This window comes from Burkholderia sp. AU31624 (genome assembly GCF_020420065.1).
Lineage (GTDB): Bacteria > Pseudomonadota > Gammaproteobacteria > Burkholderiales > Burkholderiaceae > Burkholderia.
In genome coordinates, this window is sequence record NZ_JAIZRT010000002.1 from 508,480 (window position 1) to 528,866 (window position 20,387).

The 20,387-nt window shown below is 66.2% G+C and carries 17 protein-coding genes; 11 read left to right on the forward strand and 6 right to left on the reverse strand.

Going from position 1 to position 20,387, the window contains the following annotated elements:
• The first annotated feature begins 108 nt into the window (after positions 1-108).
• The 4 genes from LGM89_RS07600 to LGM89_RS07615 all read left to right on the forward strand — a co-directional run bounded on the left by LGM89_RS07600 (position 109) and on the right by LGM89_RS07615 (position 5,038).
• The gene (locus LGM89_RS07600) at positions 109-312 is read left to right on the forward strand and encodes a DUF2970 domain-containing protein (protein ID WP_043178166.1); all 204 of its coding nucleotides are present in this window, start codon (positions 109-111) and stop codon (positions 310-312) included.
• Between the two features lie 570 nt (positions 313-882).
• Positions 883-3,114 carry a TonB-dependent siderophore receptor gene (locus LGM89_RS07605; RefSeq protein ID WP_226272747.1) on the forward strand — a complete coding sequence of 744 codons (2,232 nt, stop codon included), beginning with the start codon at positions 883-885 and terminating at the stop codon, positions 3,112-3,114.
• A 59-nt stretch (positions 3,115-3,173) separates the two neighbouring features.
• A complete protein-coding gene (gene pnuC, locus LGM89_RS07610; RefSeq protein ID WP_089497555.1) occupies positions 3,174-3,806 on the forward strand; it encodes a nicotinamide riboside transporter PnuC in 633 nt (210 codons plus the stop codon).
• Between the two features lie 41 nt (positions 3,807-3,847).
• Entirely contained in the window at positions 3,848-5,038 is a 1,191-nt protein-coding gene (locus LGM89_RS07615) for a phosphotransferase enzyme family protein (protein ID WP_226272748.1), read from the forward strand.
• A 143-nt stretch (positions 5,039-5,181) separates the two neighbouring features.
• Here LGM89_RS07615 and LGM89_RS07620 read toward each other — a convergent pair whose 3' ends face one another.
• Both LGM89_RS07620 and LGM89_RS07625 read right to left on the reverse strand, forming a co-directional pair.
• On the reverse strand, positions 5,182-5,631 hold the full coding sequence (locus LGM89_RS07620) for a hypothetical protein (RefSeq protein WP_226272749.1): 450 nt from the start codon (positions 5,629-5,631) through the stop codon (positions 5,182-5,184).
• Between the two features lie 15 nt (positions 5,632-5,646).
• Positions 5,647-6,363 (reverse strand): M35 family metallo-endopeptidase, encoded by a 717-nt coding sequence (locus tag LGM89_RS07625; RefSeq protein ID WP_226272750.1) that lies wholly within the window; start codon positions 6,361-6,363, stop codon positions 5,647-5,649.
• Between the two features lie 397 nt (positions 6,364-6,760).
• On the opposite strand from LGM89_RS07625, the gene LGM89_RS07630 reads away from it, so the two are divergent.
• The 5 genes from LGM89_RS07630 to LGM89_RS07650 all read left to right on the forward strand — a co-directional run bounded on the left by LGM89_RS07630 (position 6,761) and on the right by LGM89_RS07650 (position 15,032).
• Complete coding sequence (locus LGM89_RS07630; protein WP_226272751.1) at positions 6,761-8,083, forward strand: TolC family protein; 1,323 nt, start codon at positions 6,761-6,763, stop codon at positions 8,081-8,083.
• Between the two features lie 34 nt (positions 8,084-8,117).
• Positions 8,118-9,590: an efflux RND transporter periplasmic adaptor subunit gene (locus tag LGM89_RS07635; RefSeq protein WP_226272752.1), complete on the forward strand. Its 1,473-nt coding sequence runs from the start codon at positions 8,118-8,120 to the stop codon at positions 9,588-9,590.
• A 125-nt stretch (positions 9,591-9,715) separates the two neighbouring features.
• A complete protein-coding gene (locus LGM89_RS07640) occupies positions 9,716-12,928 on the forward strand; it encodes an efflux RND transporter permease subunit (protein ID WP_226272753.1) in 3,213 nt (1,070 codons plus the stop codon).
• On the forward strand, positions 12,928-13,611 hold the full coding sequence (gene irlR / locus LGM89_RS07645; RefSeq protein WP_089497548.1) for a heavy metal response regulator transcription factor IrlR: 684 nt from the start codon (positions 12,928-12,930) through the stop codon (positions 13,609-13,611). Before LGM89_RS07640 ends, irlR begins: the two co-directional genes overlap by 1 nt.
• The gene (locus LGM89_RS07650; protein WP_226272754.1) at positions 13,608-15,032 is read left to right on the forward strand and encodes a heavy metal sensor histidine kinase; all 1,425 of its coding nucleotides are present in this window, start codon (positions 13,608-13,610) and stop codon (positions 15,030-15,032) included. The genes irlR and LGM89_RS07650 overlap by 4 nt, the downstream gene beginning before the upstream one ends.
• 79 nt (positions 15,033-15,111) lie before the next feature.
• On the opposite strand, the gene LGM89_RS07655 is transcribed toward LGM89_RS07650, so the two are convergent.
• The 3 genes from LGM89_RS07655 to LGM89_RS07665 all read right to left on the reverse strand — a co-directional run bounded on the left by LGM89_RS07655 (position 15,112) and on the right by LGM89_RS07665 (position 18,306).
• A complete protein-coding gene (locus tag LGM89_RS07655; RefSeq protein WP_089432253.1) occupies positions 15,112-15,399 on the reverse strand; it encodes a DUF4148 domain-containing protein in 288 nt (95 codons plus the stop codon).
• 558 nt (positions 15,400-15,957) lie between these two features.
• Positions 15,958-16,764, reverse strand: a complete 807-nt coding sequence (locus LGM89_RS07660; RefSeq protein WP_226272755.1) for an aminoglycoside phosphotransferase family protein — start codon at positions 16,762-16,764, stop codon at positions 15,958-15,960.
• A gap of 381 nt (positions 16,765-17,145) precedes the next feature.
• Positions 17,146-18,306 carry a porin gene (locus tag LGM89_RS07665; RefSeq protein WP_226272756.1) on the reverse strand — a complete coding sequence of 387 codons (1,161 nt, stop codon included), beginning with the start codon at positions 18,304-18,306 and terminating at the stop codon, positions 17,146-17,148.
• Between the two features lie 316 nt (positions 18,307-18,622).
• Between LGM89_RS07665 and LGM89_RS07670 the strand changes: the two genes are divergently transcribed.
• Positions 18,623-18,898, forward strand: coding sequence for a DUF4148 domain-containing protein (locus tag LGM89_RS07670; RefSeq protein ID WP_226272757.1), 276 nt, complete (start codon positions 18,623-18,625; stop codon positions 18,896-18,898).
• Between the two features lie 65 nt (positions 18,899-18,963).
• Positions 18,964-19,467 (forward strand): hypothetical protein, encoded by a 504-nt coding sequence (locus LGM89_RS07675; RefSeq protein ID WP_226272758.1) that lies wholly within the window; start codon positions 18,964-18,966, stop codon positions 19,465-19,467.
• A 21-nt stretch (positions 19,468-19,488) separates the two neighbouring features.
• Here LGM89_RS07675 and LGM89_RS07680 read toward each other — a convergent pair whose 3' ends face one another.
• A complete protein-coding gene (locus tag LGM89_RS07680) occupies positions 19,489-20,214 on the reverse strand; it encodes a hypothetical protein (protein ID WP_226272759.1) in 726 nt (241 codons plus the stop codon).
• Positions 20,215-20,387 lie beyond the last annotated feature (173 nt).

Here is a 20,387-nt window from a genome sequence, read left to right on the forward strand (position 1 = left end):
TGCTGCCGCAGACGGCCTGCTGCGCGAAAAGCGCGCGCAACTGCTTCTTTTTTCGGATGCCGGTTGGATCGACGATAGCGTCAACCGATAGAGGAAAGGAGCGCAATCATGAAACTGCTCGGCATGATCAAACTGGTCCTGTGGAGTTTCTTCGGCGTACGCAACAGCAAGGCGCACGCGACCGATCTCGCGAACGCCAACTTCACGATGCTGCCGTTCGTGGCGATCATCCTCGCAGTGCTCGTCGGCGCGGTCATCTACGGCGTCGTGCACCTGGTCGTCGATCCGACCGTGACGATGCAGGGGTTCTGAGCAGACGGCCGACGAATCGCGAGCGGGCGAACGTTCCCGCTCCGGTTTCCGGCCGTATGACCGGTGCGCAACGGCGCCGGTCATTGAGGCGGGCGCGCACGACGCAAGTCACGCGCCCATCGGCACCGTCGTCGTGCCGCGCGAATCGAGCTGTCCTCATTCCCGCCTTCCCCGTTTCCCGTTTCGCCCGATTCCAGGTCGGTCAGCCCCGCCCCGGGGTAAAATGCGCGCCGCGCCGCGATGTCGCGCGCGACGGGCACGCCGCCGTTCCAGCGAACGGTGCGCGCAAGTGCGTCGCGCCCGCACCGAGGCGTTCGAAGCGTCCCCCCGCATGACAAGACCGCGCGATGCCGCCGGCGGCCCGACACGCCCCCGACGAACCCGTCGACGGTCGCGTCGGTTCCCGGCGCATCACCTGAATCCGACGTCCCATCCTGCGTCTTCCCGACCGAGCGGCCCGCTTGCGTGCCGCATCGCCCGGTTCGTCTGATGAATGTCGCGCACGGGCACGCTTCGCAGCTTCGTAAACGGTTTCGACAGGGTCGAGTGGCGAGTTTTCCATCCAGAACAATGACGGTGAATAGAACAACAGCGTCGCGCGCACGGCGGCGGCGCGCGAAGGTCGGGCTTGGCGTCGGTCTCGGCATCACGCTTTTCGCGGCACAGGCCGCCGCAGCGCAGGGCGACACGCCGGCGCCGGATGCCGATGCAACCGGCAGCGCGACGCTGCCGACGATCACGGTGAGCGGCGAGCGCGGCAATGCGCTGCGCGTACGCAACGCATCGGTCGCGGGGCTCGACGACACCCCGCTGCGCGACACGCCGGCGTCGGTGAGCGTCGTCACGCGCGCGCAGCTCGACGACCAGCAGGCGAAGCGGTTGAGCGACGTCGTGCGCAACGACGCATCGGTCGTCAACGACTATGCGCCGGTCGGTTATTTCGAAGGCTTTGCGATCCGCGGCTTCCCGGTCGATCTCGCGAGCGCAATCCGGATCGACGGGCTGACGGTGTCCGGCGAGCAGAACGTGCCGCTCGAGAACAAGGAGCGCGTCGAGATCCTGAAGGGGCTCGCCGGCATCGACAGCGGCGTCGTCGCACCGGGCGGCGTGATCAACTTCGTGACGAAGCGCTCGGCGAACGTCGCGAGCGTGACGGGCGGCGTCGACAGCCGCGGCTCGACGTCGGCGGCCGTCGATCTCGGCCGCCGCTTCGGCCCCGACAATCAGTTCGGTTTCCGGATCAATGCCGCGAAGGAGAACATGCACTCGTACATCGACGGCACGAACGGACGGCGCACGTTCGGCTCGATCGCCGCCGACTGGGACATCAGCCCGCGTGCGAGCCTGCAGCTCAACGCCGAGTTCCAGCAGTGGATCCAGCGTTCCGCACCCGGCTATCAGCTGCTTGGCGGCACCGTCGTGCCGTCGGTCAAGACGACGTCGAAGGCGCTCGGCACGCAGCCGTGGGCGAAACCGCTGACGACCGATGCGCTGAACCTGAACGCGCGCTTCGACTACCAGTTCAACGACGACTGGAAGGCCTACATCGCCGCGGGCCGCAGCCGCACGATGATCGACGACAACAGCGCGTTCGCCTATGGTTGCTCGACACAGGGTAGCTGCGTGGCCGGCACAAATTCGCCGTTCTTCTTCGGCGCGAACGGCGACTATGACGTCTACGATTTCCGCAGCCCCGGCGAATATCGTCGCAACGACGACCTGCGTGCGGTCACGACCGGCAAGTTCGCGACGGGCCCGCTGCGGCACGAGCTGACGCTCGGCGTGAGCGTACAGCGCCGCGTCGTGAGCATGGCCGACGCCGTGTACGACATCAGAGGCAGCGAGAACATCTACGGGCCCGACACGACGTTTTCTCCGTCGCCGAATTCGCCCGGCCCGTCGTATCCGCGCCTCGATGCGTGGCAGTACGGCGTGTTCGGGCTCGACCGCATCAGCATCGGTGAACACTGGCAGGTGCTCGCGGGCGGCAAGGAAGTGCTGCTGCGCCAGCGTAGCTGGAGCAGCCTCGACGGCGACGCGACGCATACCGACCGCTCGGTGTTCCTGCCGCAAGTGGCGCTCGTCTACAAGCCGGTGAACGTGCTGTCGCTGTACGCGTCGTACAGCAAGGCGCTGTCGCTCGGCGACCAGGCGCCGGTGCGCGCGACCAACGCGTATGCGTTCCTGCCGCCGGTCGAATCGCACCAGTTCGAGGTCGGCGCAAAATACGACTGGCTCGACCGGCTGAGCCTCACGGCCGCCGTGTTCTCGATCAGCAAGCCGTTCCAGTTCGCCGACCCGGACGCATCGGGCACGAGCTACACGTTCGTGCAGCGCGGCACGCAGCGGCACCAGGGGATCGAGCTCGGCGCGGCCGGGCGCGTGACCGAGCGCCTGGGGCTGACGGCCAGCGTCGCGGCGATTCGTGCACGTGCGTACGATTCCGGGTCGCCGGCGTATGAAGGGCACCAGATCATCAACGTGCCGGCGCTGCGCGCGACCGTGTATGCGGACTACGCGGTGCCGGGCGTCGCGGGGCTGAACGTGCTGGGCGGTGTCGAGTACAGCGCGGCCCGCAACGCGAACGAGGAGGGCACCGCGCGCGTGCCGTCGTGGTTCGTGTTCAATCTCGGCGCACGCTATACGACGAAGATCGCTGGACATCGCACGGTGTTGCGCGTATCGGTGGACAACTTGTTCAACAAGTTCTACTGGCGCGACGCGGGCGAGCAGCAAGGCGATGCGTACCTGTTCCCGGGTGCGCCGCGCACCGCGCGCGTGTCGTTGACCTATGATTTCTGATCGTCCGGAACCGGCCGCGTGATGCGCGGCCCCGGCAGCCAACCTGGAGAGCACAGACGATGTCCCCACTCGAAATCGCCGGCGTGATCGTCAGCGCGCTCGCGATCTGGCTGACCGCGAAGCGGCGCATGCTGTGCTGGCCGGTCGGGCTCGTGTCGGTCGCGCTGTACGGCTGGATCTTCTTCGACGCGAAGCTGTATTCGGACATGCTGCTGCAGGGCGCGTTCGCGGTGCTGCAGGTGTACGGCTGGCAACGCTGGCTCGCGCAGCGTGCGAGCGAAGCCAATGGCAGTGCGGCACCGGCAGGCGACGTCGCACCCGTCACGGGCGTGCGGCCGATGCAGATGCTGCCCGACCTGATCGCGGCCGTCGTCGGCAGCGCGCTGCTCGGCGGCATGATGGCGCGCTGGACCGATGCGGCGCTGCCGTTCGTCGATGCATCGCTGACCGCGTTCAGCCTCGTCGCGCAATACTGGACCGCGCGCCGCTACATCGCGTCGTGGGGGCTGTGGATCGTCGTGAACGTCGTGTACGTCGGGATGTTCGTGTTCAAGGAACTGTATCTGACGGCCGGACTCTATGCGCTGTTCATCGGGCTGGCCGTCGTCGGCTGGCGCGACTGGAGCCGCACGGCCGCGGCGTTGCGCGCGGCGGCCGGCGGTGCGCTGGCAACCGGCGGCGGCGCGCGCTGATCCACGTGCCGATCTGAATCAACCACGGAGCAACGTCGTTCATGTCATTCCCCCTCGAGCCGGACGGATCCCTGTCGCGTGACGTCGCGCCGCCGCAATTCGGCGTTGACGGCGAGCAGGCCGAACGCGACTGGCCGCTGATGACGCACGACGAGGTGGCGGCGGTGCTCGCCCGGATCGACGGCGCCGGCGAGCCCGCGCGGCTCACATGGCACAGCCCGCGGCAGTTCGCGGCGGCCGTCCTGGTGCAGATGACGGACGGGCGCGGGCTGTTCGTCAAGCGTCATCATGTGAGCCTGCGCGATGTGGAAGGGCTCGAGGAAGAGCATCGTTTCATCGCGCATCTGCGCGAGCGCGGGATGCCGGTGGTCGACATTCTTGCCGATCGCGACGGTGCGACCGCATTTGCGTCCGGCGACTGGACCTACGAGGTGCACGTCCGGGCGCCGGGCGTCGACCCGTATCGCGGCGTGATGTCGTGGCAGCCGTTCACGCATGCTTCGCACGCGTACGCGGCCGGCCGCGCGCTGGCCGAGCTGCATCGCGCGTCGGCCGGCTACGATGCGCCGGCGCGGCCCGTGCGGACGCTGCTGTCGAGCTTTCGCGTGCTGTCGTCCGCCGATCTGGCGGGCGCGCTCGAACGCTGGGTCGACGCGCAGCCGCTGCTCGTGCGCGCGCTCGGTGCGCGTGACTGGCGCGGCGACGTGGCCGATGCGATCGGCCCGTATCACGCACGTCTCGTGCCGCTGTTGCCTGCGCTGCCGCCGCTGTGGACGCACGGCGACTGGCATGCGTCGAACCTGTTGTGGACCGAAGCGGGGCCCGGTGCGCAGGTGCGGACCGTGCTGGATTTCGGGCTGTCGGATCGCACCTGTGCGGTGATGGATCTCGCGCTCGCGATCGAGCGCAATACGGTCGACTGGATGGCGCCGGCCGATGCGCGTCGCGTCGAGTATGCGCAGATCGACGCGCTGCTCGACGGGTACGAATCGCTGGAACCGCTGGGCGACGAAGCCTATGCGGCGCTGGTCGCGCTGCTGCCGATCGTGCATACGGAGTTCGCGCTGTCGGAAGTCGCTTATTTCGGCTGCATCATCGATGCGCCGGCCATCGTCGATATCGCATACGACGGCTACCTGATCGGTCATGCTCGCTGGTTCGGCGAGCGCGACGGGCGGCAATTGCTTGATTGGCTCGTCGAGCGGCGGCGGGTGAAGCAAGGGGCCGTTTGATTCCTGAGAACACCCGGATAGCTTCAATTTCGCTCGAATCATTGTCGATTCAAACGTCGAAATCGCGCCCTGATAGATTCGATGGGCCGTCGCACGAAAGCGCTGGATGTGTGGGGTTCAACGCAAGCGCGGCGGCGTTCATGTCAATGGCCCGTACAACAGTTGTCGGGGCAGCCGGGGCTCACTTGAACGGTGACCTCGCGGGCGTCCGATGTTAGCTCGGTTGTGCTATTGGCTGGATAAATTTGCGTCTTTATCTGAAGTGGCGCGTTTATCAGGCCACCGTCTATGACCACCTTCGCCGTCGCGGAAGCACGTTTCGTTGCAAGTTGATCGGCGCCAATTTCATTTCTTGATGCACTGCCAATGATGTCGATCCGGTTTTGAATTGGATATTTTGCGTTCATTGTCGAGACCCATCGTTCAATTCGCATCCGTTCGGATTTCGAGACTTCGTGACTATTGGCTGAGAAGGTCACGAAAAATTGTTGTGACGGCAGATTTTGTGATCCCTGGCATTCTGCTGCAGCATTCATGGAAAAAAAGAACAACGTTGCGATGGGTGAGATTAGTGCCGAGACAAAAATTCTCATGCTGATTCCGGCTCCTTACTCTGAAAATAAATCTTCGCCGTAGATCACGAATCCGGTGAGTGTATCCGCATTTCTCAATGCCAGTTCGGGATTGGCTCTTGCCCATGCGGCTGATGTGGGGTCGAGCCCGTAACGAGTGTCGCAGCTGCCGAAGGTGTCAACGAAATGTGTTACTTCGTGAATGAGCGTAGATAGGCGAGAATCTCCGTACATATTCTGATCGCGCAAGCCGGTGCAAAATTTCGCGGCGATACTTATAAGCCTGCGCTCCGTGTTAGGCCCGCAAACATGAGCGGCCTCGTTGTCAATGTCACCCATGTTCGGGACGCAACCTAACATTCTATCGAGGTTCGGATCAGATCGAACGAAGTTGTGTGGCGTTAGTGTTTTAAGAACGGAGAGCTGTCGTGAGAAGCCATTGATGAGATATTGTCTTGTATTCTCATTGCATCGATTGAACCAATAGATCATTCTTTCTCTGGTTTTTTCGTCATATTGCTTCAGATCGGCGATCCTTCGGTCCACTAGAACTATGGACCATTTAATCAGTCGCGCGACCATAATTCGAAATTCTCTGTTGGTCATGTTAGGGCAGATGGGGGTCGTATTGATGTAAACATGAACCATCGAACCCGGATTTTTGTTGGTGATGGCCCCGGAGTGAACAAGAAACCATTCTTTATCGTCGTCAGCATCGAATTCGTACTCGTCTCGGCGGAAGAAATCGTTCATTGATGTGAAGTCTCGTTGTGTAGGGTTTCAAGGGGGGCGCACGACCATGAAGTCATGGAGCGGCATGGTTACGGTCGTGCTGCCGGAACCCTGAAAAGTCATATTTTTAAGTGAAGATGTCTATAGAACTAGTTCTAAATTTTGGAATGCTGACAATTAGTTTGACGTGACCGAAGTGAATGGTCGGAAGGGATGCGACGAGTCCGATTAACTTTGACGACGTTGTTGGATCGTTCGTGGGCGCGCAGGCGTAGCGGCAGTTGACTATCAGGGCCGATATGTCCGCTGGCTCGGTGAGTACCACGCCCCCAACATGACGGAAATATCATCTTCGCCTCATGTTCGCACTGCGGCCGAACCGTAGCATCGGTCGCGAACCGTTACCGCAGAACCGAACATGCTCAAGCTCAACCTCGCCGTGGCCATCGTCTTCGCGATGGCCGCGACGGCTCATGCGCAGCCGTCGCTGTCGCCGGGGCCGGCCCCGTCTGCCTCCGGCAGCGTCGCGCCGATCAGCGTACCGCCCCCCGACGCTCTCCCTCCCAACTCATTGACGCTTGCCGATGCGCTATCGGTCGCGGCCCGGAACAATCCGGCGCTGCGCGGCGCGCGCGCGGACGTCGATGCGTCGGCCGGTGCACTGATGCAGGCCGGCGCGCGTCCCAATCCCGAAGTGTCGTTCCTGCAGGAAGGGTTTCGCCGCGCCGAACGCACGTCGACCGCGTTGATCAACCAGACGATCGAACTCGGCGGCAAGCGCAGCGCGCGGCTCGATGTCGCGTCGTACGGCAGGGAAGCGGCCAATGCATCGCTCGACGAGCAGGGCGCCGTCGTGCGCGCCGACGTGACCGCCGCGTTCTACGGGTTGCTCGCCGCGCAGCGTCAGCTTCAGGTGACCGAGGAATCGGCCGCGATCGCCGCGCGCTCCGCGGATCTCGCGAGCCGCCGGGCGCAGGCCGGCAAGGTGTCGCCGGTCGAGGCGACCAAGGCGCACGTGGCGGCGGCCGGCGTGCAGATCGAAGTGGTGACCGCGCGCGGCCGTGTCGAGGTCGCGCGCGAAAAGCTGAACGCGGTGATGGGCGAAGCACGCGACGGCCGGCTTGCGGTGCAGGGCGACCTCGAAGTCGTGCCGCCGGTCGAGCAACTGTCCGCGCTGACCGCGCAGCTCGATGACGCTCCGCTGGCACGGATCGCACGCGCCGAGATGCTGCGCTCGAACGCGGCCGTGTCGCTCGAACGCGCGCGGCGCATTCCGGACGTGACGATCAGCGCGGGCGTGAAGCGCGTGACCACGGGCGGCGTGCCGGACAACCAGGCGGTGGTCGGTGTGTCGATCCCGATTCCGCTGTTCAACACGAACAAGGGCGCGCTGCTCGAGGCGACGCACAAGGCCGCGCGCGCGAATGCCGATCTCGATCGCGAACGCACGCGGCTGCGGCTGGACCTCACGCAGGCGTACGCGAATTTCGAAGCCGCCGCGCAGGAAGCGCAGCGGCTGAAGGCCGACATCCTGCCGGCCGCACGCCTTGCGCTCGACGCGATGTCGCGCGGCTACGAACTCGGGAAGTTCAGCTTCCTCGACGTGCTCGATGCGCAGCGCACGCTGTTCCAGGGCCAGTCCCAATACGTGCGCGCGCTCGCCGATGCCCATACGGCTCGCGCCGACATCGGCCGGCTGGTCGGAACGCCGCTCGCGCCGCTTGCACCGACCGCGCAATAGCGCAACGGACGCCTCTTTTACCTGAAGGATCACCATGTCACGCAACAGAATCCTGATCATCGCGGCGGTCGTGCTCGGCAGCGCCGGGATCGTCATCGGCGCACTCGGCGTCACGCGCAACGGCGGCGGCAACGGCGCGTCCGCATCGGCGGCCGTTGCCGCTTCATCCATCGAAGCCACCGGCGAGCGCGGCGGTGTCGTGCTCAAGCGCGGCAAGCTGTCCGTCGAAATCGTGATGACGGAGAAGCCTGGAGACGCACGCCTCATCGTCTATCCGTTGGTCGACGGCAAGCCGGCCGACAAGGGCGTCACCGTGTCCGGCACGCTGGTTCGCTACGACCGCACGCACGAACCGTTGCGTTTCGACGCGGCCGGCCAGAAGTTCGTATCCGCGCAGTCGATCGGCAAGCCGCACGTGTTCGACGCGACGATCGACGTGAAGGCGGGCAACGAATCGGCATCCTTCCCGTTCGCGCGCGCCGACGGCGCGATCGCGCTGACGGACGCGCAGCTCGCGACCTCGAAGATCGCGCTGGCGAAGGCCGGCCCCGCGCAGATCGCGACGCCGTTCCAGTTGCCGGGCGAGATCAAGTTCAACGAGGATCGCACCGCGCATGTGGTGCCGCGCGTGGCCGGCATCGTCGAGCAGGTGTCGGTGTCGCTCGGGCAGAACGTCGCGAAGGGGCAGGTGCTGGCCGTGATCGCGAGCACCGATCTCGCCGACCGGCGCAGCGAGCTGCTGACGGCCGAGCGCCGGCTGTCGGGCGCCCGCGCGACCTACGAGCGCGAGCGCACGCTGTGGAAGGAGCGCATCTCGGCCGAGCAGGACTACCAGCAGGCGCAGGTGCAGTTGCGTGAAGCCGAGATCGCCGTGCAGAACGCGCGGCAGAAGCTGGCCGCGCTGAATGCGCCGGTCGGCGCGGGCGCGCTGAACCGCTACGAACTGCGCGCGCCGTTCGCGGGCACGATCGTCGAGAAGCATGCAACACCGGGTGAAGCGATTGCCGCCGATGCCAGCATGTTCGTGATTTCTGATCTCTCGACGGTATGGGCCGAGATGGCCGTGCCGGCGCAGCGGTTGAACGACGTGCGGGTCGGCCGCGATGCGACGGTCATCGCGACCGCGTTCGAATCGCGCTCGAGCGGCCCGATCGCGTACGTGGGGTCGCTGCTCGGCGAACAGACGCGCACCGCGCCGGCGCGCGTCGTGCTGCCGAACCCGGACGGCGTGTGGCGGCCCGGGATGTTCGTGAACGTGTCGGTCGACGCGGGCAAGCAGAGCGTGCCGCTCGCGGTCGCGAGCGACGCGCTGCAGGACGTCGACGGCGCACCGTCCGTCTTCGTGCGCTCGTCGAAAGGTTTCGTCGCGCAGGCCGTCGAAACGGGCCGGCGCGACGAACGGGCGACCGAAGTGCTGAAGGGGCTCAAACCGGGCCAGGAATACGCGGCGTCGAACAGCTTCGTGCTGAAGGCCGAACTCGGCAAGGGGAGCGCGGAACATGAATGAGCGCTACGTGTGTGCCATTGCACGCCTTGCGGCCCGGTATGCGGCCCGCTTTCCGGCCCGCCGTGTAACTGGCCGGGCGGCCCGTCCGTCGAGGGTGACCGTGCCCCGTTTCAAGGAATCCCGTCATGTTTGAGCGCCTGATCCGCTTTGCGATTGCGCACCGCTGGCTCGTGATGCTGGCGATCGCGGCCGTGGCCGCGCTGGGCGTGTTCAGCTACCAGAAGCTGCCGATCGACGCGGTGCCCGACATCACCAACGTGCAGGTCCAGATCAACACGGCCGCGCCCGGCTATTCGCCGCTGGAGGCCGAGCAGCGCATCACCTATCCGATCGAGACCGTGATGGCCGGCCTGCCGGGCCTCGAGCAGACGCGCTCGATCTCGCGCTACGGGCTGTCGCAGGTCACGGTGATCTTCAAGGACGGCACCGACATCTATTTCGCGCGACAGCTCGTCAACGAGCGCATTCAGGAAGCGAAAGACAAGCTGCCGGCCGGTATCACGCCCGCAATGGGGCCGACATCGACGGGCCTCGGCGAGATCTACCTGTGGACCGTCGAAGCCGACGCCAACGCGCGCAAGCCCGACGGCACGCGCTATACGGCGGCCGACCTGCGCGAGCTGCAGGACTGGGTCGTCCGGCCGCAGCTTCGCAACGTGCGCGGCGTGACCGAGGTCAACTCGATCGGCGGCTACGTGAAGGAATACCGTGTCGCGCCGAACCCGGCAAAGCTGATGTCGTACGGGCTGACGCTCGCCGACATCGTGCGCGCGCTGGAGCGCAACAACGACAACGTCGGCGCCGGCTACATCGAGAAGCGCGGCGAGCAGTATCTGGTGCGTGTGCCGGGCCAGGCGCGCACCGTCGACGACATCGCCAGCATCGTGCTGACCAACGTCGGCGGCGTGCCGGTGCGGATGAAGGACGTCGGGCTGGTCGACATCGGCCGCGAGCTGCGCACCGGCGCGGCGACGTCGGATGGCGAGGAGGTCGTGCTCGGCACGGTCTTCATGCTGATGGGCGAGAACAGCCGCACGGTCGCGAAGGCCGTCGCCGCGAAGATGGAGGACGTGAACCGCACGCTGCCGTCCGGCGTGAAGGCGATCCCCGTGTACGACCGCACCGTGCTCGTCGAGAAGGCCGTCGCGACGGTGAAGAAGAACCTGCTGGAAGGCGCGATTCTCGTGATCGCCGTGCTGTTCCTGTTCCTCGGTAACATGCGCGCGGCGCTGATCACCGCGCTCGTGATCCCGCTGTCGATGCTGATGACCTTCACCGGCATGGTGAACGCGAAGGTGAGCGCGAACCTGATGAGCCTCGGCGCGCTCGACTTCGGGATCATCGTCGACGGCGCGGTGGTGATCGTCGAGAACTGCGTGAGACGGCTCGCGCATGCGCAGGGCGCTGCCGGCCGGCCCCTGACACGCGACGAGCGCTTCGCGGAAGTGTTCGGCGCATCGCAGGAAGCGCGTCGCGCGCTGATCTTCGGGCAACTGATCATCATGGTTGTGTACCTGCCGATCTTTGCGCTCACAGGTGTCGAAGGCAAGATGTTCCACCCGATGGCCATTACCGTCGTGATGGCGCTCGCGGCCGCGATGGTGCTGACCGTCACGTTCATTCCGGCGGCCGTCGCGCTGTTCATCGGCGAGCGTGTCGAGGAGAAGGAGAACCGGCTGATGGGCTGGGCGCGGCGCGCGTACGAGCCGGCGCTCGCCGCATTCATGACGCGCCCGGCGCGCGTGATGATCGGCGCGGGCGTGATCGTGCTCGCCACGCTTGGGCTGGCCACGCGGCTCGGCAGCGAGTTCATCCCGAGCCTCAACGAAGGCGACCTGGCCGTGGCCGCCTTGCGGATTCCCGGCACGAGCCTGTCGCAGTCGGTCGAGATGCAGAAGGCGATCGAGAAGACGCTGAAGGCGCGCTTCCCCGAGATCGAGCGCGTGTTCGCGCGCACCGGCACGGCCGAGATCGCGGCCGACCCGATGCCGCCGAACCTGTCGGACGGCTACATCATGCTGAAGCCGGCCGACCAGTGGCCCGACCCTAAGAAGCCGCGCGACCAGCTCGTGCGCGAGATCGAGGAAGCGCTCGCCGAGCTGCCGGGCAACGCCTACGAGTTCTCGCAGCCGATCCAGCTGCGTTTCAACGAACTGATCTCGGGCGTGCGCAGCGACGTCGCCGTGAAGATTTTCGGCGACGACATGGCCGTGCTGAACCAGACCGGCGAGCAGATCGCGGCCGCGCTGCAGAAGGTGCCGGGCGCGTCCGAGGTGAAGGTCGAGCAGACCACCGGCCTGCCCGTGCTGACCGTCAACCTCGATCGCGACAAGCTCGCGCGCTACGGCGTGAGCGTGGCGGACCTGCAGGACTCGGTGGCCGCGGCCGTCGGCGGGCAGAAGGCCGGCACGCTGTTCCAGGGCGACCGGCGCTTCGACATCGTCGTGCGGCTGCCCGACGAGCTGCGCTCGGACATCGAGGCGATCAAGCGGCTGCCGATCGCGTTGCCCGCACCGGCGGCCGGCGCCAGCGCACCGCTCGCGGCGGCGCCGTACGTACCGCTCGCGGAACTGGCGACGATCGACGTCGCGCCGGGCCCGAACCAGATCAGCCGCGAGGACGGCAAGCGGCGCGTGGTCGTCAGCGCGAACGTGCGCGGGCGCGACGTCGGGTCGTTCGTCGCCGACGCACGCGAGCAACTGCAGCAGGACGTGCGCGTGCCGGCCGGCTACTGGGTGTCGTGGGGCGGGCAGTTCGAGCAGCTGCAAAGCGCGAGCGAGCGCCTGAAGCTGGTCGTGCCGCTCGCGCTGTTCATGGTGTTCGTGCTGCTGTTCGTGATGTTCAACAACGTGAAGGACGGGCTGCTCGTGTTCACCGGCATTCCGTTCGCGCTGAGCGGCGGCGTGGTGTCGCTGTGGCTGCGCGGGATTCCGCTGTCGATCACGGCGGCGGTCGGCTTCATCGCGCTGTCCGGTGTGGCCGTGCTCAACGGGCTCGTGATGATCTCGTTCATCCGCAACCTGCGCGACGAAGGGGTGCCGCTCGAGGCCGCCGTGCGCGAAGGCGCGCTCACGCGCCTGCGGCCGGTGCTGATGACCGCGCTCGTCGCGTCGCTGGGCTTCCTGCCGATGGCGTTCGCGACCGGCACGGGCGCCGAGGTGCAGCGCCCGCTCGCGACGGTCGTGATCGGCGGTATCCTGTCGTCCACGGCGCTGACGCTGCTGGTGCTGCCGGTGCTGTACCGTGTCAGCCATGCGGTGTCGTGGCGCGCGGCGTTGCGCGGCGGCTTCGGCTCGGGCGTGCTGCGCCGGCTGGGTTTCTTCAAGGGTAATGCGTGATGCGAATTCTGATTGTCGAGGATGAACCGAAGACGGGCGCGTACCTGCGCAAGGGGCTGACGGAAGCCGGCTATGTCGTCGACTGGGTCGAGGACGGCATCACGGGCCAGCATCAGGCCGAGACCGAGGAGTACGACCTGCTCGTGCTCGACGTGATGCTGCCCGGGCAGGACGGCTGGACGCTGCTGCAGAACCTGCGGCGCAGCAAGTCGACGCCCGTGCTGTTCCTGACCGCGCGCGACGATGTCGGCGATCGCGTGAAGGGACTCGAGCTCGGCGCCGACGACTATCTCGCGAAGCCGTTCGACTTCGTCGAGCTGACCGCGCGCATCAAGTCGATCCTGCGGCGCGGCCAGCCGCGCGATTCGAACACGCTGCGCGTGGCCGACCTCGAACTCGACCTGACGCGCCGCAAGGCCACCCGGCAGGGCGACACGATCCTGCTGACCGCGAAGGAGTTCGCGCTGCTGTGGCTGCTGATGCGCCGCGAGGGCGAGATCCTGCCGCGCGCGACGATCGCGTCGCAGGTGTGGGACATGAATTTCAACAGCGACACGAACGTCGTCGATTCGGCGATCCGGCGCCTGCGCTCGAAGATCGACGATGCATACGACCCGAAGCTGATCCACACCGTGCGCGGCATGGGCTACGTGCTCGAGGCGCGCGGCGGCAGCGCGACGTGATCGCGCGCCTGTTGCCGCGCACGCTGCGCGGACGCCTGACCGCGCTGATCATCCTGTCGACGTCGGTGATCCTCGCGTCGAGCGGCGTCGCGCTGTACGAGGCGCTGAGCAATCGCGTCGAAACCGCGGCGGCCGAGCAGATGGCCGGCATCTCCGCCGCGTTGGGCGCGCATCTGGCCGAAGCACGCTCGACCGCCGACGTCGCGCGCAACACCGACATCTGGATCGACCAGTTGCATGGTCATCCGAACATGGATCTCGCGATCTTCGACGCCACGGGTGCGCGCCTGGTCGGCACGCCCGGCTTCCGCCTCGTTGCGCCGCTGATGTCGCTGAATGCAGGGCGCGTGCCGGTCGGCGTCGCGCCGCCGGGCGCACGGCAGCAGTATCTGGTGACGAATGTGCCGCTTGCCGGTGCAGGCGCGCCCGTGGTGCGCGTCGTGGTGCAGTACGACCGCAGCGCCGATGTGCTGCTGCTGCGCACGCACGCTTATACGATCGTCGTGATCGAGGTGTTCGGCGTGGTGCTCGCGGCGGCGATCGCATACGGCATCGCGGCGCTCGGGCTGAGCCCGCTGCGGCGGTTCGCGGCGCGCGCCGAACAGATGTCGACGAGCCGGCTCGCCCATCCGCTGCCGGCGCTCGATACGGCCGGCGAGCTGAAGGAGCTCGAGCACGCGTTCAACGGCATGCTCGAACGGTTGAACGAATCGTTCACGCGGCTGAGCCAGTTCTCGTCGAATCTCGCGCACGACATGCGCACGCCGCTCACGAACCTGCAGGCGGCCGCGCAGGTCGTGCTGTCGCAGCCGCGCAGCGCGGACGAATACCGGAACGTGATCGAGTCGAGCATCGACGAATACCAGCGGTTGTCGCGGATGATCGAGGACATGCTGTTCCTGGCGCGTTCGGAACAGGCCGGCACGTCGATCAGTGTGCGGCGCCTGGATGCGTCGGAAGAAGCGGGGCGCGTCGCGGGCTACTACGAGCCGCTGGCGGAGGATGCCGGCGTGACGGTGAAGGTCGACGGCCATGCGTGGGTCGATGCGGATCTGACGCTGTACCAGCGCGCGCTGAGCAACCTGCTGTCGAATGCGCTGGCCTACGCGCCGCGCGGCAGCATCGTGACGATCGATTGCGTGGAGCAGGGCGGGGCGACGACGATCGCCGTGTCGGATACGGGGCCCGGCATCGAGGCCCAGCATGTTGGAAGGATCTTCGAGCGCTTCTATCGCGTCGATCCATCCCGGCACAATTCGGCGCAAGGGACGGGGCTGGGGCTCGCGATCGTCCGCTCGATCATGGACAACCACGGCGGCGAATGCGGCGTCGACAGCGACCCGGGCCGGCGCACGACGTTCTGGCTGCGCTTTCCGCGCCGGCCGGCCGAGCTGAAACGGCCGGCGGCCCTCCCTACCTGACACCGCCGGCGGGCATGCCCGCGCGTTCGCCATGAGGCGGCCGCGCGCGGCGTGCTGCCCGCGTTCGGTTGACCGGGCGTCATTTCTGCGCGGTCAGGTTGTCGTGGTTGTCGGGCTGCGGCTTCTTCTCGCCGCCATGCACCGAAATCCCATGCAGCTCCTTGTTGCGCGCGACGAGTTCGCCGGTCGGCGGGTACTGCGTCTTGCTCACCGGCACGACGCCATCGTGCTGTGCCTGCTTCAGTTCATTGACGACCTGCGTGCGGGTCTTGCCCTGCGTTTGCGTCTGCGCGAAGGCGGCCTGCGTGGCCATGCCGAGCGACAGCGTGGCGGTGACGAACAGTGCAGCGAGTTTTGCGGTTTTCATCGAGTGCTCTCCTTGATCAGGGCCGCCGGGTGGCGAACCATGGACCCAGTATGCGAAAACAGCCGTGCGTGATCGTGATCGCGAGATGAAAAATGCGTCAGATTGCGTGAGGTGGCGAGGCGCCGTTCGGACGCGACCGGCATGACGCATTCGTCATGTTCGCGTCATGGGTGCGATGAGCGGGAAGCGGAACATGAAGTCTGCCGATGGTCGACGTGGCCGGCGGCATTCATGCCGTTCGCGATAGCTGTATGGAACGCGGGCGGCCTTGTTCTGACTTTCACACCGGACTTGAAAAGTGCCTCGTCCCGCCATTCGCCTCACCTTGATCGCAGTCCTGATCGTCCCGTTGTTCGCGGGCTGCACATCGATACGCTCCGGCACTACGCCCACTGCGCAGACCGCGCCTGCTACCGCGACAAAAAGGCCGGTGCCGGCCGATCTCATGCCCGGCGAGCAGATCGATTACGCCGGGCATCGCTGCGGCAATCCGAATCTATATGTGAAGACGCATACGTGCCTGTTCCCGCAGCGCAACGTCACGCGTTGACTCAACCCTCAACCGCCGTGCTCGCGATGGTAATCGTCCAGTATGCGTCGGATCGTACCGTTCGACGGATTGGTCTCGCGCAGCCTGTCATCCAGCTTCGCGATCGTGATGAGCGCCTTCCACAGCGCCCAGCCTCGCCCGCGTGCCCAGGTGCCGGCGTCGACGGGTAGTGTCGAACGAAAGGCGCGGCGCGCTTCGTCGTCGAACAGTGTCCAGTTGATCGCGAGGTCGCACGCTGGATCGCCCACCGCGGCGCAGCCGAAATCGATGACGGCGTGCAGTGCGTCGTCCTTCATCAGCAGGTTGCCTGCCGCGACGTCGCCATGCACCCAGACAGGGGCGGCGTTCCAGCGTGAATTCACTGCAGCTTCCCACACGGCGAGCGCACTGTCGGCATCGATAAAACCCGACAGGGTTTCGAGCGCAGCGCGCGCTTCCCCGTCGTACAGCGATAGCGGCCCGCCGCGAAAGAAATTGTGCGGGCCCGGCGGCGGGCCGTCCGACGCGTCGATCCGGTGCAGTTCGGCCAGGAAGCCGGCCACCGCGCGCGCGAACGCCGGCTTGTCGTCGATCAGTTCATCGCGAGCGGGTTCGCCGTCCAGCCAGCCATAGACCGACCATGGCCACGGATAGAAATCGGTCGGCTTGCCCTTGGCAATCGGTGCGGGAATGGGCAATGACAGATGCGCGGCGAGTTGCGGCAGCCAGTGCTGCTCCTTTTCGACCTGGGCGACGTAATCGGGACCGCTCGGGAGTCTCGCCAGTTTGTCGCTGCCGAGCCGGAAGGTCCGGTTGTCCCAGCCGCCCGGCAGCACGGGGACGATGTCGAGGTCGCGCCACTGCGGGAATTGCTGCGTGATGAGCCGCCGAACGAGACCGGCGTCGATGGGATGTGACAGGGCGTGCGGATGGTCTGACATGACAGGTTGCGGACAGCGGCAATGTCACAGGATAGCGCACGGGTACTCGCGGGTTCATCGCCGAACGCGCCTGGCGTCGATTCACGATAAGAAAAAAAGAAGCCCGGCACTCGACGTGTCCGGGCCTAACGCGTGACGTGCCGTGCGGCAGCGACTCGCTTGCGTGGTCTGGAACGGGCGCTGCCCGTCACGTTTCCGATCGTAGCGATGCGACGCTTCGCGAACCTGATCGGAACATGAAATTTTCGTCACGCGGCGCGCGTATGGTAGCCGCGATCAGAACCGGTGGCGCAACCCGAGATTGACGATGCCCTGCGTGCGCGTTCCGCCATAACCGTACGACCCGATCGACGCCTGCGCCGTTTGCGTGCCGCCATCGAGCGTGCGCTGTTCGCCGTTCGCGCGTTGCCATGCGCCCACAGCGTAGAGGTCGGTGCGCTTCGACAGCACGTAGTCGGCACCGGCGGACACCTGATGGTAGGTCGCGCTCGTGTCGCCACGGGCACGCGTGTAGCTGTAGCCGACGCCGACGAGCAGGCTGGGTGTCGCCTGATAGTTGAAGAAGCCGCGCGCGGTGTCGTACTTCTGCGTGCTGCGAAACGCGGACATCGCATCGGCCTTGTACAGCGCATTGCTGTAGTCGATGCCGACCGCGAACGGCGCGAAGTTGTAGCGCAACGCGCCGCGCGCGATGCCGATCGATTTCGCGGAGATATAGCCGCCGTTGACCAGCGAACCGTCGAACGTGCCGTCGGATGTGCCATTCCAGCCGGTGCGGATGCCGTTGGCCAGTGACGAGCGATTGGCCGCGTGGTAATAGCCGCCCGCCGCGTCGACCGGGCCGTTGCTGTACGACAGGCCGGCCGACCAGGTTTGCCCGGCGCCGCTCTTGCCGGCCACGCCGCCGAGCGCGACCATGCCGACGAACTGGAGTCCGTTGATCACGGGCGACGTGTATTTCACCGCGTTGTCGGTGCGCGACGACGTGTCGTAGTTGTCGACGTCGCCGGGTGTCGCGTAGACGCTGCCGAAGTAGAAGTCGCCGGTGACCGGCCACGCGACATCCGCGAGCGCGTCGTACTGGCGGCCGAGCGTCAGCGTGCCCCAGCGCGCGCTGTCGAGGCCGACGAATGCCTGCCGGCCGAACATCCGGTTGCCTTGCCCGAGCGCGCCGGTGTTCGGATTGAAGCCGTTTTCCAGCGTGAAGATCGCCTTCAGCCCGCCGCCCAGATCTTCCGCGCCTTTCACGCCGAAGCGGTTGCCGAGCAGATTGCCGTTGCCGAGGCCGACGAGATTCTTGCCGTCCGCGCTGGCGTTCCATACGTACGTCAGCGACGTATCGAACAGGCCGTATAACGTGACGTCCGATGCGTGTGCCGCGTGCGTGGTCGCGAGCAGCGCACCCGACATCATGGCGAGCCGAACTGGAGTTTTCATGGTGTTCCCCTGGAATTCAAGATGATCGTTTCGTGCATCGGTCGATTCCGTGCCGCGCATGGTGCAGGCAGGCGCCGAATGTCGCGATGGCGCTGCCGATTCTGGAAAGCGTTCGGATCGTGAAGGTGAGGGACAAATGAGAAAAATGTCATCGGCGCGTCATGCGTGCGCAAACGCGTCACGCATTTTCATTCGCAGTGCGATACAGGAATGTCGCGGTGGTGACGAAACCGTCATGCTGCGATCACGATTCCGCACCGCGGCCGGCTCAAAGTGAGCGCTCCCGTCTCGGATTTCCAAGCAAGGAGCGAACAACATGAACATTCCGCGACCGATGATCGTCGTCGCCGCTGCCGCACTGTCGATGGCGGCCTTGTCTCAGGCAGCGGCCGCGCAGCAGAAGACCCGGCAGGAGGTCCGTCAGGAACTGGTGCGTGCGCGCCACGACGGCGTGATTCCGAGCCCGAATCACGACTACCCGGCGAGCCCGGCCGCCGTCGCGCGCAACCAGGAGATCCATCGCGAGACCGTGCATCGCGGGGAGAGGGCGCCGCTCGTCGATGCGCACGACAACCGTTTTGCGGTTCGCTGATCGTTCATTCGCGGCCGGCCGGCGCGGTGCCCGTCGGCCGCACCCCACACGAAGAGGAGAGTGCCATGCGCCATTTCGCGAAAGGAATCGTGCTCGCGGCGTGCCTGATGTCGACGGCCGCAATGGCGGCCGGCTGGCCGGAGCGGGCGTTGTCGCACGCGTCGGTGCATGACATGGGCCGGCGCGCGAACGAGCGGATGCGCTGCGAGTTCGCGGCCGTGCCGGCCGGCGAGTGGAGCGCGACGTTCACGCGCGGGCAATGCGAGGTCGACAACGGCCGGCTGACGTTCGTGCCGGCGGATGCAGGCGGCGACTCGACTGTCGCCGAGCAGCGGATCGTGCTCGGCGACGTCCGCACCGCGTCGCATCAGTCACGCAAGCTGAAGGAGCAACTTCAACTGGAGACACGCGACGAAGTGATCGCGCTGAACGTGCTGACCGACGACGGCAGCCGCAAATCGCGCGAACATGCGATCGACCTGTGGGCCGCGCTGCGCAACGAAGGCGTGACGCCCGTCAACGGCACGCGCATCGTCGAACCGTATCCAACGGGCGCGACGACGTGGTAGCCGGCGCGCCGCCGCGCCTGCTTATCCGACCTTCACCGATCCTTCGATCAGAAAGAACACGATGAAGCGGATGAAGAACGCGGCGGTCGCGAACGGCGTTTCGGGTACTTCGTGCGCTTCGACCAGCAGTTCTTCGGTGACGAGGTACAGCAGCGTGACGGTGCCCAGCCCGAGCAGCGCTGCGTAGATATGGGATGGGAGTCCGGCGAATGCCGCGTTACCGGCTACGGCCGCGATGCTCAGCAGCGCCGCGAGCCCGACCGGTACGACGATCGACAGCAGGCGGCCGATGCCGGCGGCCGCGAGCGCCGCGCTGACCGACAGCGCGAGGAACAGCACCTCGAGCGTCAATGCGACGGTCAGGATGATGCCGCTTTCGTCGCTGGCCGAGAACGCGATGCCGAGCACGAGGCCGTCGATGACGAGGTCGATCGCGGTGACGATGATCAGGCTCACGGGCAGCCGCGCTTCCTCGAAGCGCGTCTCGATCGCACCGGACAGCGCACGGATCGCGAGCATCAGCGCGATGCCGAGCACGAAGCCGACGACGACCGGAAACAGCGCATGCGCGCGGTCCTGCGGCAGCAGTTCGAGCGCGGCGGCCGCGAACACGATGCCGCCGGTGAAATGCTGGATGACGCTCGACGTTTTCGGGCCGGGTGCGCGCCAGGCGGCCGCGAGGGCGCCGAAGCAGGCCGCCAGCAAGGGCGGTAACGTGAGCAGCGCGAGCTTCGCGGTCGGTGTCATGAGGCCTCTCGGACGGTTGGCGTACCGCAGCGGCTCGGCGTCTGGCGGCCCGTTGCGCGATACGGGTGGTTCGCACACGCCGGGCGTCACCCCGGCACCAACCGGGGATTGAACACCTTGAAGCCGCTTCAAGGTCAATACATTCGAGGCAGGGCGCACCGGCAAGCCGGCGC

Coding starts and splice junctions, on each gene's coding strand:
- LGM89_RS07600 (WP_043178166.1), top strand. CDS start 109: ATGAAACTGCTCGGCATGATCAAACTGGTCCTGTGGAGTTTCTTCGGC.
- LGM89_RS07605 (WP_226272747.1), top strand. CDS start 883: ATGACGGTGAATAGAACAACAGCGTCGCGCGCACGGCGGCGGCGCGCG.
- pnuC (WP_089497555.1), top strand. CDS start 3,174: ATGTCCCCACTCGAAATCGCCGGCGTGATCGTCAGCGCGCTCGCGATC.
- LGM89_RS07615 (WP_226272748.1), top strand. CDS start 3,848: ATGTCATTCCCCCTCGAGCCGGACGGATCCCTGTCGCGTGACGTCGCG.
- LGM89_RS07620 (WP_226272749.1), bottom strand. CDS start 5,631: ATGAGAATTTTTGTCTCGGCACTAATCTCACCCATCGCAACGTTGTTC.
- LGM89_RS07625 (WP_226272750.1), bottom strand. CDS start 6,363: ATGAACGATTTCTTCCGCCGAGACGAGTACGAATTCGATGCTGACGAC.
- LGM89_RS07630 (WP_226272751.1), top strand. CDS start 6,761: ATGCTCAAGCTCAACCTCGCCGTGGCCATCGTCTTCGCGATGGCCGCG.
- LGM89_RS07635 (WP_226272752.1), top strand. CDS start 8,118: ATGTCACGCAACAGAATCCTGATCATCGCGGCGGTCGTGCTCGGCAGC.
- LGM89_RS07640 (WP_226272753.1), top strand. CDS start 9,716: ATGTTTGAGCGCCTGATCCGCTTTGCGATTGCGCACCGCTGGCTCGTG.
- irlR (WP_089497548.1), top strand. CDS start 12,928: ATGCGAATTCTGATTGTCGAGGATGAACCGAAGACGGGCGCGTACCTG.
- LGM89_RS07655 (WP_089432253.1), bottom strand. CDS start 15,399: ATGAAAACCGCAAAACTCGCTGCACTGTTCGTCACCGCCACGCTGTCG.
- LGM89_RS07665 (WP_226272756.1), bottom strand. CDS start 18,306: ATGAAAACTCCAGTTCGGCTCGCCATGATGTCGGGTGCGCTGCTCGCG.
- LGM89_RS07670 (WP_226272757.1), top strand. CDS start 18,623: ATGAACATTCCGCGACCGATGATCGTCGTCGCCGCTGCCGCACTGTCG.
- LGM89_RS07675 (WP_226272758.1), top strand. CDS start 18,964: ATGCGCCATTTCGCGAAAGGAATCGTGCTCGCGGCGTGCCTGATGTCG.
- LGM89_RS07680 (WP_226272759.1), bottom strand. CDS start 20,214: ATGACACCGACCGCGAAGCTCGCGCTGCTCACGTTACCGCCCTTGCTG.